The organism is Vibrio sp. Isolate24 (assembly GCF_022398215.1).
Lineage (GTDB): Bacteria > Pseudomonadota > Gammaproteobacteria > Enterobacterales > Vibrionaceae > Vibrio > Vibrio coralliilyticus_A.
Genome location: NZ_JAKEUU010000001.1, coordinates 1,038,855 through 1,055,640 on the forward strand (window position 1 = coordinate 1,038,855; position 16,786 = coordinate 1,055,640).

16 protein-coding genes are annotated in these 16,786 nt (G+C 44.5%); 12 read left to right on the forward strand and 4 right to left on the reverse strand.

Annotation, left to right across the window (positions count from 1 at the left end; genetic code table 11):
* Nucleotides 1-456: 456 nt before the first annotated feature.
* The 3 genes from L1D23_RS04555 to L1D23_RS04565 all read left to right on the forward strand — a co-directional run bounded on the left by L1D23_RS04555 (nucleotide 457) and on the right by L1D23_RS04565 (nucleotide 2,636).
* Nucleotides 457-1,437 carry a rhodanese-related sulfurtransferase gene (locus L1D23_RS04555; protein WP_239864483.1) on the forward strand — a complete coding sequence of 327 codons (981 nt, stop codon included), beginning with the start codon at nucleotides 457-459 and terminating at the stop codon, nucleotides 1,435-1,437.
* Nucleotides 1,438-1,538: 101 nt separating this feature from the next.
* A complete protein-coding gene (locus L1D23_RS04560; RefSeq protein ID WP_239836038.1) occupies nucleotides 1,539-2,129 on the forward strand; it encodes a Crp/Fnr family transcriptional regulator in 591 nt (196 codons plus the stop codon).
* 60 nt (nucleotides 2,130-2,189) lie between these two features.
* Nucleotides 2,190-2,636, forward strand: coding sequence for an isoprenylcysteine carboxylmethyltransferase family protein (locus L1D23_RS04565; protein WP_239864485.1), 447 nt, complete (start codon nucleotides 2,190-2,192; stop codon nucleotides 2,634-2,636).
* A 22-nt stretch (nucleotides 2,637-2,658) separates the two neighbouring features.
* On the opposite strand, the gene L1D23_RS04570 is transcribed toward L1D23_RS04565, so the two are convergent.
* Complete coding sequence (locus L1D23_RS04570) at nucleotides 2,659-3,609, reverse strand: endonuclease/exonuclease/phosphatase family protein (protein ID WP_239864487.1); 951 nt, start codon at nucleotides 3,607-3,609, stop codon at nucleotides 2,659-2,661.
* A gap of 212 nt (nucleotides 3,610-3,821) precedes the next feature.
* Between L1D23_RS04570 and L1D23_RS04575 the strand changes: the two genes are divergently transcribed.
* On the forward strand, nucleotides 3,822-4,202 hold the full coding sequence (locus tag L1D23_RS04575; protein ID WP_239864489.1) for a hypothetical protein: 381 nt from the start codon (nucleotides 3,822-3,824) through the stop codon (nucleotides 4,200-4,202).
* Between the two features lie 17 nt (nucleotides 4,203-4,219).
* Entirely contained in the window at nucleotides 4,220-5,620 is a 1,401-nt protein-coding gene (locus tag L1D23_RS04580) for a class II fumarate hydratase (protein WP_239864491.1), read from the forward strand.
* 37 nt (nucleotides 5,621-5,657) lie between these two features.
* Here the strand turns inward: L1D23_RS04580 and L1D23_RS04585 are convergent, their stop codons facing one another.
* Entirely contained in the window at nucleotides 5,658-5,807 is a 150-nt protein-coding gene (locus L1D23_RS04585) for a hypothetical protein (protein ID WP_239864493.1), read from the reverse strand.
* Nucleotides 5,808-5,915: 108 nt separating this feature from the next.
* Entirely contained in the window at nucleotides 5,916-6,848 is a 933-nt protein-coding gene (locus tag L1D23_RS04590) for an endonuclease/exonuclease/phosphatase family protein (RefSeq protein WP_239865384.1), read from the reverse strand.
* A gap of 193 nt (nucleotides 6,849-7,041) precedes the next feature.
* Here L1D23_RS04590 and L1D23_RS04595 point away from each other — a divergent pair, with 193 nt between their 5' ends.
* The 3 genes from L1D23_RS04595 to L1D23_RS04605 all read left to right on the forward strand — a co-directional run bounded on the left by L1D23_RS04595 (nucleotide 7,042) and on the right by L1D23_RS04605 (nucleotide 10,640).
* Nucleotides 7,042-8,955, forward strand: coding sequence for an ATP-binding protein (locus L1D23_RS04595; protein ID WP_239864496.1), 1,914 nt, complete (start codon nucleotides 7,042-7,044; stop codon nucleotides 8,953-8,955).
* 167 nt (nucleotides 8,956-9,122) lie between these two features.
* A complete protein-coding gene (locus L1D23_RS04600) occupies nucleotides 9,123-9,911 on the forward strand; it encodes a transporter substrate-binding domain-containing protein (protein WP_239864498.1) in 789 nt (262 codons plus the stop codon).
* A gap of 69 nt (nucleotides 9,912-9,980) precedes the next feature.
* Entirely contained in the window at nucleotides 9,981-10,640 is a 660-nt protein-coding gene (locus L1D23_RS04605) for an HAD-IB family hydrolase (RefSeq protein WP_239864500.1), read from the forward strand.
* 24 nt (nucleotides 10,641-10,664) lie between these two features.
* Here L1D23_RS04605 and L1D23_RS04610 read toward each other — a convergent pair whose 3' ends face one another.
* Nucleotides 10,665-11,153 (reverse strand): GNAT family N-acetyltransferase, encoded by a 489-nt coding sequence (locus L1D23_RS04610; RefSeq protein WP_239864502.1) that lies wholly within the window; start codon nucleotides 11,151-11,153, stop codon nucleotides 10,665-10,667.
* 173 nt (nucleotides 11,154-11,326) lie between these two features.
* On the opposite strand from L1D23_RS04610, the gene L1D23_RS04615 reads away from it, so the two are divergent.
* From L1D23_RS04615 to L1D23_RS04630, 4 genes are all read left to right on the forward strand, one after another.
* Entirely contained in the window at nucleotides 11,327-12,712 is a 1,386-nt protein-coding gene (locus L1D23_RS04615) for a DUF3404 domain-containing protein (protein ID WP_239864504.1), read from the forward strand.
* On the forward strand, nucleotides 12,709-13,359 hold the full coding sequence (locus L1D23_RS04620) for a response regulator transcription factor (protein ID WP_239836027.1): 651 nt from the start codon (nucleotides 12,709-12,711) through the stop codon (nucleotides 13,357-13,359). Before L1D23_RS04615 ends, L1D23_RS04620 begins: the two co-directional genes overlap by 4 nt.
* The gene (locus tag L1D23_RS04625) at nucleotides 13,359-14,171 is read left to right on the forward strand and encodes a DUF2861 family protein (protein ID WP_239864506.1); all 813 of its coding nucleotides are present in this window, start codon (nucleotides 13,359-13,361) and stop codon (nucleotides 14,169-14,171) included. The genes L1D23_RS04620 and L1D23_RS04625 overlap by 1 nt, the downstream gene beginning before the upstream one ends.
* 113 nt (nucleotides 14,172-14,284) lie before the next feature.
* Entirely contained in the window at nucleotides 14,285-16,537 is a 2,253-nt protein-coding gene (locus L1D23_RS04630; protein WP_239865386.1) for a glycoside hydrolase, read from the forward strand.
* Nucleotides 16,538-16,786: the final 249 nt, after the last annotated feature.

Sequence of the window (16,786 nt, forward strand, 5' to 3'; positions counted from 1 at the left end):
CACTTTGGGTCATTAGAGCGCCTAAATCACTCCTAGAGGTGGTTTACCACCCCTGCATACACGTTTCTATACGTGATTAGCTTTAAAAGTTGAAAGTTTGTGACGGATTCAGGAGCCAAATGGGCTGAGATTTCCTTAATTAAAGAAATGAGTGGATTTGTGACGGAAAGCCCATTTATCTTGCTTTTAAAAGCTGACTCAGCTTGAGGCTGTAACTCGAAAATGTCCAATTATGAGTTACGATACAAGAAAAATGAGCAACATAATGACGACTTACAGAATATATGTAAGCTCAAACATAAGCTGACCACTTCATTGTTTCTGCTAGCTCAGGCACTCCCCCTTCCTTTTATCCCTAAAAATTGTCCGTATTTGTCGTGGGTACTCTTCGCTATACTTCGCGCAATTTTACAAAAAGCTCTGGATTTACGCTCCAGTTCGCTAAAAGGATAAAACATGACAGATTACGTAGTATGCGCACTTTATAAATTTGTGCGTCTTGAAGATTATGTTGAACTTCGCGAGCCACTAAAGGCTCTGATGGAGAAACACGAAGTCCGTGGCACGCTATTATTAGCAAATGAGGGGATCAACGGCACAGTTGCGGCTCGCCGTGAAGGCATTGATGCCCTTCTTGCTTGGTTTAGACAAGATCCTCGCCTTGCAGACATAGTGTACAAAGAGTCTTTCGACGCAAACCAACCATTCAACCGTACCAAAGTTAAGCTCAAAAAAGAGATTGTAACCTTAGGGGTGGAAGGTATTGATCCGCGCCACGTAGTCGGTACATACGTGAAACCTAATGAGTGGAACGAGCTCATCTCTGACCCTGAAGTGTTCGTAGTCGATACACGTAATGACTACGAAATCGAAATTGGCACATTCAAAAATGCCGTTAACCCAAAAACGGAGACTTTCCGTGAGTTTCCTGAATACGTCGCTGAAAACATGGATCCAGCGAAGCACAAAAAAGTGGCAATGTTCTGTACCGGCGGGATTCGCTGTGAGAAGTCTACCGCCTATATGAAGGAACAAGGCTTTGAAGAAGTGTACCACTTAGAAGGCGGCATTCTTAAATACCTTGAAGAAGTCCCGGAAGAAGAAAGCCTATGGGAAGGTGATTGTTATGTATTTGATGGCCGTGTAGCGGTAAATCATCAGTTGGAAAAAAGCGGTTACGATATGTGTAATGCTTGCCGTCTGCCTATTACTGAAGAAGACATGGCGTCAGAGGCGTATGAAAAAGGCGTCAGCTGTCCTAAATGCATTGACAAGCATACTGATGAGCAAAAAGCTCGATTCCGTGAGCGTGAAAAGCAAGTCCAGCTTGCTAAGAAGCGAGGGGAAACCCACGTAGGTGGTGAAGCGGATCAAGTCATCGCTCAGCGCAGAAAAGAGAAGCTTGCCCGAAAAGAGCAGCAAAGAAAGTCAAAATAATTTCACTCCATTCTCTCTTCTATCCCCTTTGCATTGATGCGAGGGGATTTTTCTTTTACAACTAGGGCTGTTGACCTTTCAACCTAGGACGTGAAGTTAGCATGGATTTTGAAGCGACAAAGAAGCTGTACACTGTCTTTCGACAACTTGAAGATTTCGACCAATCCGATCTGGATTTAGCGAAGAAGTTTATTCATTTTAATGCCTACCAACCTAAAGACTATATATTTTGTCAGGGTGACTTTCCTCCTGAAATCCATTTTGTTATCGACGGCATTGGGCGATACTTTTATATCGATCACGATGGTAACGAGCGAAACAAGTCATTAGTAAGAATTGGCGGAGCGTTTGCCAGTGTGAGTACCGTTGTCGACGGTAGCCCCAGCCCTTTTTATACTCAAGCCCTCACTCCATGCTTAACTGCTTCAATCACATATAAGAATTTGCTTTACCTAGCGGACAGCCATCGAAGCTGGGGAATATTTTTACGCCGTCTCTACGAGCGCCTTGTGATCAAAAAAGAGCAACGAGAAGCCAGCTTTTTAATGTTATCGGCAAAAGAACGTTATCTCGCATTCTTACAAGAATTTGAACAGGATAGTCACCAAATACCACTTCGACATATCGCGATGTACTTAGGCATTACTGACGTCACTTTGTCCCGCATAAGAAGAGAAATGGGCTTAACATAGGTAAAGGCAGCGATACACTTGCCCAGTTAATATGAGTTCTCACCAAAAAAGGAACTCGATATGAAAAAACTTCTTCCTCCCAAAATGTTCTTTCTATTCATTATTTTAATGATATTTTTACACTGGTACATGGAAACTGAAGACCTCATTCCTTACCCCCTAAATCTTATAGGCGCTCTTCTCTTTTGCTTGGGTTTAGGACTGGCCAGCGCAGGAAAACGATTATTCCAGAAGCTAAAGACCAACATCATGACATTTGAAGAACCGAATAAAATCGTCACACAAGGCGTGTTTCAATACACTCGTAACCCTATGTACCTAGGCTTGGCTATTGCACTTATTGGCTTTGCCATCATGCTAGGAGGCTCATTAATGACATTAACGATAGCGGCTTCATTTATCATCATGACAGACAAATGGTACATTGCGTTTGAAGAGAAAGAGATGATGAAAAAGTTTGGAAGGGAGTATCAGGAATACTGCCGTCATGTTCGACGCTGGATATAACTGAAATCGCCATTCAAAGAGATCAAAGCACAAACCGAACGCTAACGGCGATAAATGCATGATCACTAGCCTGTCTGTCGAGCTCGAAACTAGGGTTAATCAGGTGGGCATCAAGCGTTGTGTATGCCGTTACCTCTGCCATCGAATACTGCGAGTCTGGCTGAAACTCCTGAGACAATAGTATGTAATCCAACACATTGCCCTTTGCAAAGTGGTAATGTGTGGCTGGCCGCAGCGCACTTAGATGTTCAGGTTTGAAAGTGTCCCAACTATCGCGTAATCTCAGCCGATCCCTTTCCTCTTCAACATTTTTAGTCAACCAACCGCAAAGATCACTCGTCAACGGCTGATTCAGGTCGCCCATTAATACGGTAGGGATCGGGTGTCTCGCATACTGCTGTTCCATAAAGAGACGCAACATTACGGCTTCCCAACCTCGTTGCTGGGCAGATAACCATTGTCCGATCAGTGGATGACTCTTTTCAACATTGTCGGCTTCTGTCGCTCTCTGCGATTTCAAATGGCAAACGTAAATCGCGACTTCACCAATATCTGGCACATTGATAACCGCGCAGACAGGTTTGCGGCTGAACTCGGGTATAGGGGCAGGATAGCCCTCTAACATTGAAAATGGCGGCTCAACAGGCGCTAAACTCAGAATGGGGTACTTAGAGGCGATCGCCACCACGGGCTGAGAATATACATACTCGCTCTCTATTTTAGGCCGATCCACGCAAGCAAAGTGTTGGTAACCTATCCCTTCAAATAACCTCTTTGCAGCATCAATACTGAAGACTTCTTGCACCCCGACGATGTCTGCATTCAGTTGTTGAATCGCGTTTTTCGTCCAGCGACACTTGGATTCCCAAGCTTCCGCTTCATAGATATTTTCAAAGTCATAAAATGCACCAGGAGGCTCAATGAAATTGAACAAGTTTGCCGTGGCAAACGTGAGTTTTTTGTCTGTAAGCAAAGTACGACCTTACTGATTACTGCCAGTTTTTAGTGTAAACGCATCACTATGAATCCGCTGACAATTCTTTGGGTTAAACCAACCGACCCTGCTTAACTTATTTTTGTTAAGTCGGTTTCTACCTATGGTCAGTTTACTTTTTATCATCAAACGGGGTTGATCCAATCCAATAAAAACGATAATAATTATCATTACAATAAGTTGAGGTCAGTATGGATAACCAAAAACCACTTTACAATGCATTCTTTAAAGCGCAAGACAGATTCATTGATCGCTACACGCCGTATGGATTCGAACCAGATGTCATTCATGATTATATTCATTGGGCGATGACGTTATCGTCGCTTTATGAACATGGCTCAGAGAATGAAAATCCATTGCTATGTGAGTTTTTCCTTCGTCAAGTCTACGCTCACTTAATTGAAGCGATTCAAGATCCGATAAGAAGTCGTACCTTCAGGCGGGTCTGCCTCGACGCCATTCATACTCCCTTACTATGCTTAAAGCGCTACTACTACCAATGGGACGATGGCGACATTAAGTTCTTACACCTACAACAACAATTAAAGCGAATTCAAACGCCGCACGACTAGATTAAAAAGGATCACCAATGACTCAACCTTCTGCCCCGCAAACATTCCGTGTTGAAAAAGACAGCATGGGTGAAGTAAAAGTACCAGCTAACGCTCTCTATCAAGCGCAGACTCAACGCGCAGTCGATAATTTTCATTTCAGTCAGCACAAAATGCCTGCTGCATTTGTCCAGGCCTTGGCATACGTAAAGCAAACCGCAGCGCTGACAAACGCTCAACTAGGTTTAATGGAAGGCGACATCGCCAATGCGATTGCTGATGCGGCGCAAACTATTATTGATGGTCAGCACTTAGAACATTTCCCGATTGACGTATTTCAAACTGGCTCTGGCACAAGTTCGAACATGAATGCCAACGAGGTGATCGCCACTCTGGCCAGCGATATTCTTGGTGGTGATGTCAGTCCAAATGATCACGTCAATATGGGGCAAAGTAGTAATGATGTTGTCCCAACCGCAATTCAGGTCAGTGCTGCATTAATGGCCGAACAGCAGCTTATCCCAGCGTTAAATCATTTCATTACCGTGTTGAAGAATAAACGCAATGAAATTGGCCATGTAGTAAAAACTGGCCGAACGCACCTGATGGATGCCATGCCAGTGACATTTGATCAAGAGCTTGGTGGCTGGCAATTCCAACTGGAACAAGCAAGAAATGGTATAGAACAAAGTCTAGTGAACGTGAAAGCATTAGCGCAAGGCGGCACCGCTGTGGGAACTGGTATTAACGCAGACCCTAGATTTGCTAAAGCCTTTGCAGATAATCTCTCTCAGGCAACGCGCTTGCAATTCACCTCTAGTGAAAATTTCTTCTACAACCTTAGCAGTCAGGATGCCTTGGTCGCTCTTTCCGGTCAGCTCAAAACGGCTGCTGTAGCTATCATGAAAATCTCGAATGACCTGCGTTGGATGAACTCGGGCCCACTTGCTGGCTTGGGTGAAATTGAGCTTCAAGGCCTGCAACCTGGCTCTTCGATAATGCCAGGCAAAGTGAACCCAGTAATCCCTGAAGCAGCAGCCATGGCTGCCGCACAAGTCGTCGGTAACGATACAACCATCACAGTGGCTGGGCAATCTGGTAACTTCCAGCTCAATGTTATGCTACCAGTGATCGCTCATAATGTACTGGAAAGCATCGAACTACTGGCCAACAGTGCGATGGCACTGGCCGACAAAGCGGTCGCAACATTCAACGTCCGTGAAGACAACCTTCAAGTCGCATTAGCGAAAAATCCGATTCTGGTGACGGCACTCAACCCTGTGATTGGCTATTTGAAAGCGGCTGAGGTGGCTAAGAAGGCGTACAAAGAAGGGCGTGCGATTATTGATGTTGCGGAGGAAGCAACCGATCTTGACCGTGAAACGCTTGAGCGCCTGCTTGACCCGGCAAAACTCACTCAGGGTGGGGTTGCGGAGTAAACCTGCTAGCACACATCCTTGTGCTGTGTGCTCTGGTTTAGATCCAAGCCAGAGATAAAAACAAAAATGGAACCGCAATTACTGATGCCATTTTTGCCAGTGACAACATCTCGCGGAGTACAATTTCACGCTTAGGTGATATCGCGTGCTCCGCACTTTGTGTCACTAATGCTTGGGCATTGTTCATATTTCCTCAAACATGCGCTTAGGTCAGTGGAAGCGCGATTTTAAAGGCTTCTCTTGGTCACCGCAATGCTTCCCAACACCATAGTGAGTGAATCATGATAAGCGATCATTAATAACCAATTTTTGTTTTCACTAACAAATGGTCCGAACCTGCTGGAATCGGTGAACTGTAACGCTGACAAATCTTTCTACCAGCGCTGACCGACTGGAGCCACAAATGATCGATCGCAATCATTGAAATAGGCGGAGTTTTAAACGCTTCTGCCCAATTTGGCCAACTTGCAACAGGGGCTTTCTGAAACGTTGGAAACATCTTAGCAAAGCGTAGGCTGGTAGATGAAAGATTAAAGTCACCGACCACCATCACTTCATCACTGGGGTATACCTCAAGCAGAGACTCTATCGTTTGAATCAAGGCATTACGTCGATACCACAACGTTTTTGTCCTTGGTGAAGGGGGATGAGCAACAATCAATGTGATCGCCCCTTGTCTATTCGGGTACCAAGTACCACGAATAATATTCTGTTCATCCGGTGTCATGAAGACCGACATATTTTTCAAAGGGGAAACACTCAGAATCATCTGACTAGATGGATAACCAACCCCTTCCTGTCCACCATAAAAATAAGGATAAATATCATTAAGCATTTGAAGTTTGTCGCCAACTTCTGGGGCAACTTCTTGCATCACAATCAAGTCTGCCGGTTTAGTGAGCAGGTAATTGATGAATGCATTTACATCTGGATTCTCATAATAAAGGTTAAACTGTGCTACAGACACAGGGTTAGCGCATTGGGCGACAAGCTTTTGCTCAGACTTAGGGGTCATCAACGCGAACGCTCCAGCTAAAACAACGCATACCGCACTATGTGCCCACTTTTGCATTAGAGCACAGACCAATGCTAGCACTAGGTAGACAATCAAAAATAAACTGGGATACGCGACTATGTTTTCTATCCACCAAGTCGCTTCTTTAAGTGATAGCCCTGCCCAAACCAGTGCAGGAGTGTAGACCATCAACCATATTTTCCAACGCCTCACCATAAATCCTTTTAAGTGGAGCTTTCCTTAAGTATGTACCAGTTCTACGGAAATACCGTTTTTATTCTCGACCTAACATCCTTAAATGCTCTGTCACCTCTTTGCTTGGGGAATCAAAGCAAAAAATCGGTTTTCCTAAAGACACAATTAATACTAGGCTATTAGTAAGCAATTAAACACATAATAACTTGCTATGAAAACACAACGTCAACTGGGCATAGACAAACAACTTGCTATTGCCACTCTTCTACTTAGCACAGCTATGGCATTTGTCATCGCTGGTATCAACGTTTACGTCGACTACCAAGCAGAGCAAGAAAAACTCGATAAGCAGATGCTGCATATAGAAGAAAACTATATCGACAGCTTACAAAACAATTTATGGGTGGAAGATCAAAAACGGCTCTTCACTCAAGTCAATGAAATATTTCAACGCTCCTACGTCGATAGACTCACCATCCTCGATAGCAGCAAACCTCTTGTTGAGTTGGGTGAGCCTATCGAAGGGGAAAAAATCACTAACGTATGGGATCTTACCTATCAATTAGGAAGCAAAAGCTTCACTCTTGGGCAACTGAAAATAGAAACCGATCTAGCTCCTGTCTACGGGCAGCTATGGCACAAATTTTTGCTTCTTCTCACCATGACGTTTATTCAGACGTGTGTGATAGTCTCCAGCCTCCTATGGATTACCCGTAAACTGGTTCTAAAGCCCGTAGCCCATCTTTCTGCGGCCATGACAGATTTCAATGGTAGCCCGATCCCCAGCAAGCTGGCGCCTACCAACCGTCTTTTTGCCGATGAAATCAGTTTGTTAACCGAAGGATATAACCGTTGTGTTGATAAACTACATGCTAACTATCAACAGATCATTGAGTCTAAAGACAAGTCCGAAGTCGCCAACATCAAGAAAAGTGAATTTTTGGCCAACATGAGCCATGAAATCAGGACACCAATGAATGGTATCGTTGGAGTTGCGGAATTGCTCAAAGAAACTAACCCCAATGAAGTACAGCGCAATTATGTCGATATCTTACTCACATCCTCTCATACCCTGCTCGACATCATTAACGATATCCTCGACTTTTCAAAAATCGAAGCCGGCCATTTTGAATTAGACCCCATTGAATTTGACTTAAAGAAGCTAATACAGCAGCAAGCCAATGAGTACAGCATTCGCGCAAAACAAAAAGAGCTATTCTTTGACTGCAATATTGACCCAGCGATTCCACAAACCATTGAAGCGGACTCAGTCCGACTAAAACAGGTCATTAATAACCTTATAAGTAACGCTCTTAAATTCACACACCGAGGCTATGTAGAACTCAATATTAAAATGTTAGAGAACGATGCGGGCAAGCAACTGCAGTTTGAAGTAAAAGACACTGGAATTGGTATCGCTAAAGAAAAGCTAGAAGCCATTTTTAACAAGTTTCAGCAAGCTGATGGCAGTACAACACGGCAGTATGGTGGCACTGGGCTAGGCTTAGCCATCAGCCAGAAAATTGTTGAAATGATGGGGGGTAAACTCGAAGTGTCTAGCGAAATAAGCCTAGGTAGTAGCTTCTACTTTTCTATACCGGTTGATGGTGCGACTGCTGCTTCAAGTACTCTGGCTTCATCATCACCCAATTTGGTCACGTTTCCTGCCTCTGCCACCACACAGATGAAAAGACTGTCTCCCAAATACAAAACTGGCCTCAAGGTGCTAGTCGTAGAAGATACGCGGGTTAACCAGCAGGTTATTCAGGTCATGCTGAATCTACTTGGCCTGGAAGTCGATATCGCCAACAACGGTCAAGAAGCTTGGGAATATTGTCAGAAAAACGAAGTAGCGGCCATTTTAATGGATTGCCAAATGCCAGTGATGAATGGGTATGAAGCAACACAAAAAATACGCCAGCTAGAAGGTTGGGCAGCTTATGTGCCTATTATCGCGGTTACGGCCAACGTGGTAAAAGAAGACAGAGAACGCTGCTTTGAGATTGGCATGAATGGTTTTTTATCCAAGCCTGTTAAACCTAAGGAGGTCGAAGAGGCGCTCATTAACTATGTTCCCGCTTATCAAAGCGCGCAAAACAAAGCAAAAATGGCCTACCGAACCTAAACACTTGCCTCCCCCTCTCTTATCCAGTGACCGTTCAACAAAAACAACAGGACGAATAAGTCATGCATGTTTAGAAGGTCTCATTACGTCGCTCTTTATGAATCAGAACTATTTATTAATTCAATTATCATCTAAATTGGAAGTTAGGGTTCATAAAGAGACAAACCATGAGTAGGATTCTCGCGTTAGTTTTATTGTTGATATTGCCTCCGCTAGCGGTATCTCAAACGGATGATAAGGTGGTCAAATTTGTTGTTGGCGATTGGGAGCCATATACCAGCAGTCAAAACAATCCGGACCATAAGATTGCCGAAGTTCTCGTTAGAGCCGCCTATCAGACTCAAGGGTATCGTGTCGTCATAGACTACCACCCATGGAGCCGAGCATATCGGTATGCTCAATCCGGTCAATACGATGGAACATTTCCATGGTTTAGAAGCAAACAACACGAACCGTTTTTTGTTTTTTCGAGTCCGCTTTTCAAACAAAAAATTGTGTTTTTCTACCACGAAGATAGTCACTTCGATTGGCAAAAGCATGACGATTTAAACCAATATCGTATTGGTGCTACTCAAGACTACGAAGTGACCCGATTACTTCAATCTAAAGATGTACGAGTAGAAATTGCTAATGAAGACCAAAGCAATTTCATTAAACTCGGCAAGCATCGCATTGACGCGTACCCCGCAGCCATAGATCGTGGCTACTACATGATGGGTACTGTCTTACCGGCAGTACAAATCAACAAACTCAGAGTTCACTCTAAACCGATTATTGAGAAAGAAATGTATGTCATGTTCGCTAAACACAACCACGAACGTAACAAAAAGCTGAATGACGTGCTCTACATGGGTATGCGGCAATTAATACAATCCGGTGAATACCAAAAAATCATTAGTTTCGAAAACCAAGTTTTCCACTCCGATGCTTCTGACGATGCCATTTACAGTGAGTGAAAACAAACTGTCACAATCCTTCGCTAACCTGCCATGCCAACCTAATCCTACATCAGCGAGAGCCTCGACATGTCTCAGCCTCTTTACGTTTTCGACCTTGACGAAACCCTCATCAACGCAGACAGTGCCATGCTATGGAACGAGTTTCTCGTTGAGAAAGGCATCGTCAATGATGCCAATTTCCTTGCGGAAGACCAACGTCTGATGCAATTGTACGCTCAAGGGCAGTTGAACATGGACGATTACCTTAACTTTGCCATGGCGCCCATTGCTCACTTACCAATCGAAGACGTTCAGATGCTCGTTGAAGAGTGTGTCGATAAATGGATTGTTCCTAAACAATTTCGTCAATCTATTCCTTTGTTAGCGGAACTTCATCAACAAGGGAAACAAACGCTCATTATATCAGCCACAGTGAGTTTTCTCGTAGAAGCCGTTGCACAACGCTTAGGTGTGGAGCACTCCATGGGAATTGATTTGGTCACTACTGATAACCGCTATACCGCAGAAATCTCGGGGGTACCGAGTTATCGAGAAGGAAAAGTGACTAGGTTAGAACAGTGGCTGTCAGTGCAAGCAGAGCCCTACTCCGAAATTCACTTCTTCACCGACTCAATCAATGATCTGCCTTTGTGCGAGCGTGCTGATTTCGCTTATTTGATCAACCCATGCCCCAAGCTGAGAGCAGTATCAGAGCGTCCTAATTGGGTTGTACTCAACTGGGGTTAAACGTTCTTTTGAAGCGAAGCCAACTCAGGGCACAAACCTCAGCCCTAACATAACACAGCCATCCTCGTAGTAACGGTCCGTAAACACCTTAAAGCCATAAGAACCGTAGTAATCTTTAAGGTGTTCCTGAGAAGAAATAAAAATGGCATCTTTAGGGTAGATCTCTCGGATCGTGTTAACACTCATTTTCATCAGAGCATGCCCTAGGCTTCTTCCCCGATGACTTTTGGCTATGATCACACGACCGATCGTCACATCCCGATCTTCGGGTTTAATAAACTCAAGAACCTCAGCTGGATACCCTAGTCTTTGAGGCATGAGTCGGCTGTAAGCCACCAGCCTATCGCCATCAAACCCCATCACATGACGGGTCTCTGGGTGTGTGTCTTTCCCATCGAGATCACTGTATGGATCTTGTGACTCAACGATGAACACATCAACTCTCAAGCGCAAAAACTCATACAATTCACGTACCGAGAGTTCTGAAAACGTTTTGATTCGCCACTCTAACATTATGCTTCTCCTTACTTTACTAGGAGCAAAGTTAATATTCATATCATCAATATTCATTAACCTTTGTTAATCTGAGCAGCCAGCGTTTAAGAGAACAATGTTGACATATAAGTTACAAACACAGCTAAAAAGCCGCTAAAATCTCTAAAACTCCATCTAACCTGAGCTCACCCATGCGCCTATATCGTCTGGCTATGTGTTTTATTATGGTATTTCCTTGTTACGCACAAGCACAGAGCCTACAAGAGAGATGGCAATCGCTTTACCAAAAAAGCTGGCAATCAGAGGATGTATTGGTGAGTCAACAACAGCTCAGCCGCTTTCCAGCCGAGTTACTCCAAGAGCGCACCCGTTATCCTGATTTTGAATACTACACTTGGTCAGATATTAAATATATTCACGAGGTATCTCGGGATTGCTCTCTCAATGATCCATTGCCTCAACACCTCAGTGATGCTGCCGAGTTCGAGTTAGCGCTGTGTAAACGCCAAAAGCTTAACGAAGAGTGGTTCGCTACTCACCACTTATTACACCCCGCAGGTGGCAGCTTTGCTGATCGCTATCTAGCTCAATATCCAGATATACAGAGTGAAAACCTGTTTCGTTACCTAACGGTTAATAACCCTAGACACCCCTTACATAGCCAGTTTTCAGCCCTCTCAGCAACTGGCCGAGAAGCCCTCCTCAAAGGCTACAGAGCATGGATGGAAGATGACACTTTGTGGCTAAGTGGTGAACAGGGTTGGAAGTCGATATCAGCAGATACATGGCGCCCCCTTGCACGTCAGCTTGATATCACAATTACAGGTCCGAACTGCACGTTTCGCTACAGCAATCTTTGTATCAGTGAGATGGCAGAAAATGTCCTCGCATTACGCTGGTTTGTCGCAGGTTTATCCTTATTGATACTCTTTACCACCGCCAAAGGTCTCTACGCCAAACGCAAACAAAGTCGTGAAAGACGCTTCGTACTGCAGTTGCTCACTCATGAGTTACGCACACCACTAACTAGCCTAGGTCTAACTGTAGAGATGCTTCGCGATCAGTTTGATCACTTACCAGAGAAAGCTCAGGAAGCAGTCTGGCGCTTAATGTCTGATCACCAAAGGCTGTCACAATTAACAGAAAACAGTAAGATTTATCTGAGCACACAACGCTCCGAACAGTTACTTGAACAAACGGCTTACCTCAGTGATTGGCTTGATCACATTTGTGAAAAGCATCAACTCGATTACCAGCTCAACCAAAATAAAGCGTTAACCTTGCCTTTCTATTGGCTTTCTATTTGCCTGGAAAACTTAATTAAAAATGCCAAACAACACGGCAAAGGCGAAATTGGCATTAACGTAACCTTGGACAGGACTTTAGTTATTGAAGTGACTGACCAAGGAGCTTTCCCTAGCCCAATGAAGCGATTTTTAACTCATCTGCGGCGACCAACAAACAATGAAAATATGGGAATAGGTTTGAATATTGTTGAACACTTAATTCAATTAATTGGCGGGAAGTTAACCATACAGCGCCAACCTACGCGCTGCACACTGGAGATACCGCTATGAAGACCCTGCTATTGATTGAAGACGACCTATTACTCGGGCAAGGGCTTGTCTCTTGGTTTGAGTCGAACGGCTACCAATGTATTTGGGAGCAAGAATCCAGCAAAGTGGAGAAACACTGGTTTAAAGCGGATCTAGTTATACTCGACAGACAGCTAAGCGATGGAGACAGTGTGGCTCATTTACCCCATTGGCTGCTCCTCAAGGCTCTGCCCGTTATTTTCCTCACCGCTAGAATCGACACTGAGCAAAAAATAGAAGGTCTGATGGCAGGAGCAAAGGACTATGTCACCAAACCTTTTTCCCATCAAGAGCTGTTGGCACGCGTTGTCAGCCAGCTCCGTCCATTAGGAGACAGCACTCTTCATTACGGCAAGATTGAAATCCATCTTGCGAAACGTGAAGCCACCTTCGACAACCAGCCAATCACCCTAAAGCCGAAGGAGTTTCAACTGCTAGTACTACTAGTACAAAACCAAGGGCGCGTCTTTCATCGAGATGAATTACTGAATAAAATCTGGGGATATCAAGCTTTTCCCAGCACTCGAACCATAGACAACCATGTGTTACGTCTTCGGCAGAAACTGCCTGTATTGAATATCGAGACGCATCGTGGTGTGGGCTATCGGCTCAATGAGGCTGCGTTATAATGCACCGTTCATTCTGCCTGCTGTGCGCACTGTTATTTTCAATAACTGCTTATGCAAATTGGTTTAGCGATACGCCACTCTCGCGCACCTACGAAGCCCTACTTAACGGACAGCCTCTGCTCGCCTGGCAGGAGTTACATCTTGCGCTCAGCCAGCAAAATATCAGCCGTGACTACTGGCAGCCTGTGAAATTAGAAATCTTAAACCAAACTCAATGTGGTCAAAAGCTCATAACTCACTCAGAGTTTTTACCGGCCAATATCAGCCTCAGTTTTGTTCGGCGCTCTGGCTTGGCTTCACAGGGTTTTCAAATCAAACTATCCGCTGAAGATGTACATTCCACATTAGACGTTGAGCTCATTTCCCCCACCAAGAAAAGGATTCTGCATGGATTATTTACCTCTCCGCTAGGCTATCAGGAGATGGAAAGCGAAGAAATGCTGGTTGAGCCCGAATCTGGCGTCTACCAACTAAAGCTCAACGAAAATACCTACGCGCTGATCATCGCAATGCCAAAAAATCAAAATTGGCTGACGCTAGATAACATCACACAACAGATCACTGTGACTCCACCTACAGTGACCGAAAGTTGTGCGAAAGCCATGGCACACTGGCAATGGTTTGATCGCCACTACACATTGATCGATAAACTAATCCCGATTCAAACACTCAATGCTCCATTTCCGAAATCGAGTCAACAACCAAAAGGAGCAGCACATCTCAGTGCATCGGTCTCAATCTTCGAGTATCAACAGGGGCTTAAGGTTGAATATATACAGAGGCTGGCTCTGCCCTTTTCGGCCAGCCAGTAAGCCAATACACAAAATAATAGAGACAAATGGGTGACATTAAGCACCATAGCGTGCGCTCTAATAGTGACTTAAACCACTAATAGGATTTCGTCATGTCTTTTAAATTCAAACCCATGGCCGCTTTGACTTCGCTGTCGTTTTTCGCGATTCTACCTTTTAGCGCAAGCGCACAAACACTGACTCTGAGTGACCACTCAAATCAGATCGCTATCTCCCCCCAAGATCTGAGCATTCGCTGGAATGATCTTGTCATTAATAGTCCATCTTTGAGTGTCAATGAACAAGCTCAAACGATCTCAAGGCTCACAGTGGACTCACCGACCAAAGCACACTGGGTTCTCCAACCAAGTAAGCTCCGCGTCAACGCGGTATTAAAAGAGCAGGCTCTTGAACTGAGCTTCGCGGTTCCAAAAAAAACTAAGATAAAACGCAACCAACCTATCGTTTTACGTTGGTTTGATTTGCCGCAAAAATGCACCGACACACTTTACCTCCCCTTTAGTGAGGGAATGCGCATCCCAGTAGACAACAAGATGTGGGCGAACTATCTGACAGAAAACCACTCAGGAGCAAATACCACTCAAGACCTGAAAATGCCCTTTTGGACTGTTCAACAAGGCAAAAAAACGATCAGCTACCAGCTTGTCAATGCGACTAACAACAGCCTCACCTTCTCTAACACAATGCCCAAAGTTGATATGTTAGCAGACCACCGCTTTACTACTCTCAATAAAAACCAAGCCTTCAAAGTGCGAATAACCTTAGGTGACAACTGGATGGATGGCGCCAAAGCTTATAAGCAATGGCGCATTGATCATCATCAATCCACAACGCTGGCTGAAAAAGCACAGCAAACGCCTCAATTGGCGAGGTTAATTGGTGCCAGTCAGGTCTATCTGTTTGGCAAAACGCTGATCAGTACTGACGATGTCACAGATTGGTGGGGACTCAAAAATTGGTATTTTTCACAAGACGATCTCACACAACCTCAGGCGGCAATCCAAGAGATCAAGCCACTCACTAAAGGCCGAGACTGGCTGAGTCGCTATCATAAACAATTACTTGTTGACTCACTCAATGCGTCCTTACAACTAAAGTTCCTCGCCCCTGCGCCATCACAAAACAACAATGCTATCGCAGAGCAATACCAAGCTGCACAACGCCAAAAACACTGGCTATTGCAAAATGCTTCACAATACCTAATCTCACCTGAACGATGGGGGCAAGCGTTATCACTCGATATGCTCGACAATATGAAAAAAGCAGGTCTAACCAAACTTTGGCTGGGCTTCGACAACTGGATGCCTGCCTTTTATCAGCCTCAAGCTATTGATGCTGCCAAACAATTGGGTTATCTGGTCGCCACCTATGATTCTTACAACACGGCGATACCAAAAGGCCTTAACGACGGTTGGTTAACAGCTCAACTCCCTGACCAGATGAGAGAGCAATGTGCGATTGAGCAAGCAAACGGTGAAAAGAAAACAGGGTTTCGTGGCAATGGCTACTACCTTAACCCAAATTGCGAACTGGATTACGTGAAGCAGCGCGTTGAGGACATCATCCAATACGGCCGATTCAATAGCTTGTTTCTCGACGTAGACGCAACAGCAATGGCAAGAGAAGACTATCGTGATAACAGTAGTGAAAGCGATATGCTGAATGCGTTTAACCAGCGAATGAACTGGATTGCCAAGCAAGGTAATCTGGTACTGGGCTCAGAAGATGGCAATAGCCTCACCACAACCGGCATCGCATTTGCTCATGGGCTTGAGACTGTCGGCTTCGGCTGGACAGATAAAGAGATGAAGCACGACCAACACTCGCCTTATTTTTTAGGGCGCTGGTATCCAGACCAAAAACCAGAGTTCTTTTTTAAGAGTGCGCAGGTCAAAGAGCCTTATAAAACACTGCTATTTTCACCTCAATTTAGAGTACCTCTTTACCAAGCCGTCTTTCATGACGAAGTGATAAACAGCCATCACTGGCACAGTGATAGCCTTAAATTCACTAACGTCCAAGCCGAACGTGACTTGATTTCCATGCTCTACAATACACCGCCAATGGTGCATCTGACACGAGATGAAGCAAACTCACCTGACAGCCCTAGACTCAAAGCACTAGCGCACTACCAGCAGGCATATACTCCCATCCATGAGCAATTGTGGGACAAACCACTCACTAGCTTCAAGTGGCTGGATAAATCAGGACAGGTTCAGCAAACCTCTTTCAGTGACGGTAGCACTATTACCGCTAACTTTGGCTCCAAATCCATCGAAAATTCAGGGGTTAAAATTGCTCCCCACTCCATACTGGCACAACTGAGCAATGGGCGTCAGATCCACTGGCAGGCTCACCATCCATAAACATAGAGCAGCCAAAGTCGCTCTTTCAAATATAAAAGAAGACGAACTATCAGCAGTTGGTTCTCTGGTTTCAGCCCTATATGGTGGGCTAACAACGCGCTAAGCTACTGACAATTTGTCGCACGGAGTTTTCATAAATGGAATGTATATTTCCGAATTTACCATTTAAACAAAAATAACATTAATGTTACTTTAAACAATGTTGGTTACACTGATACAAAGTCATTCTAAAGACCACGAATACTTTAT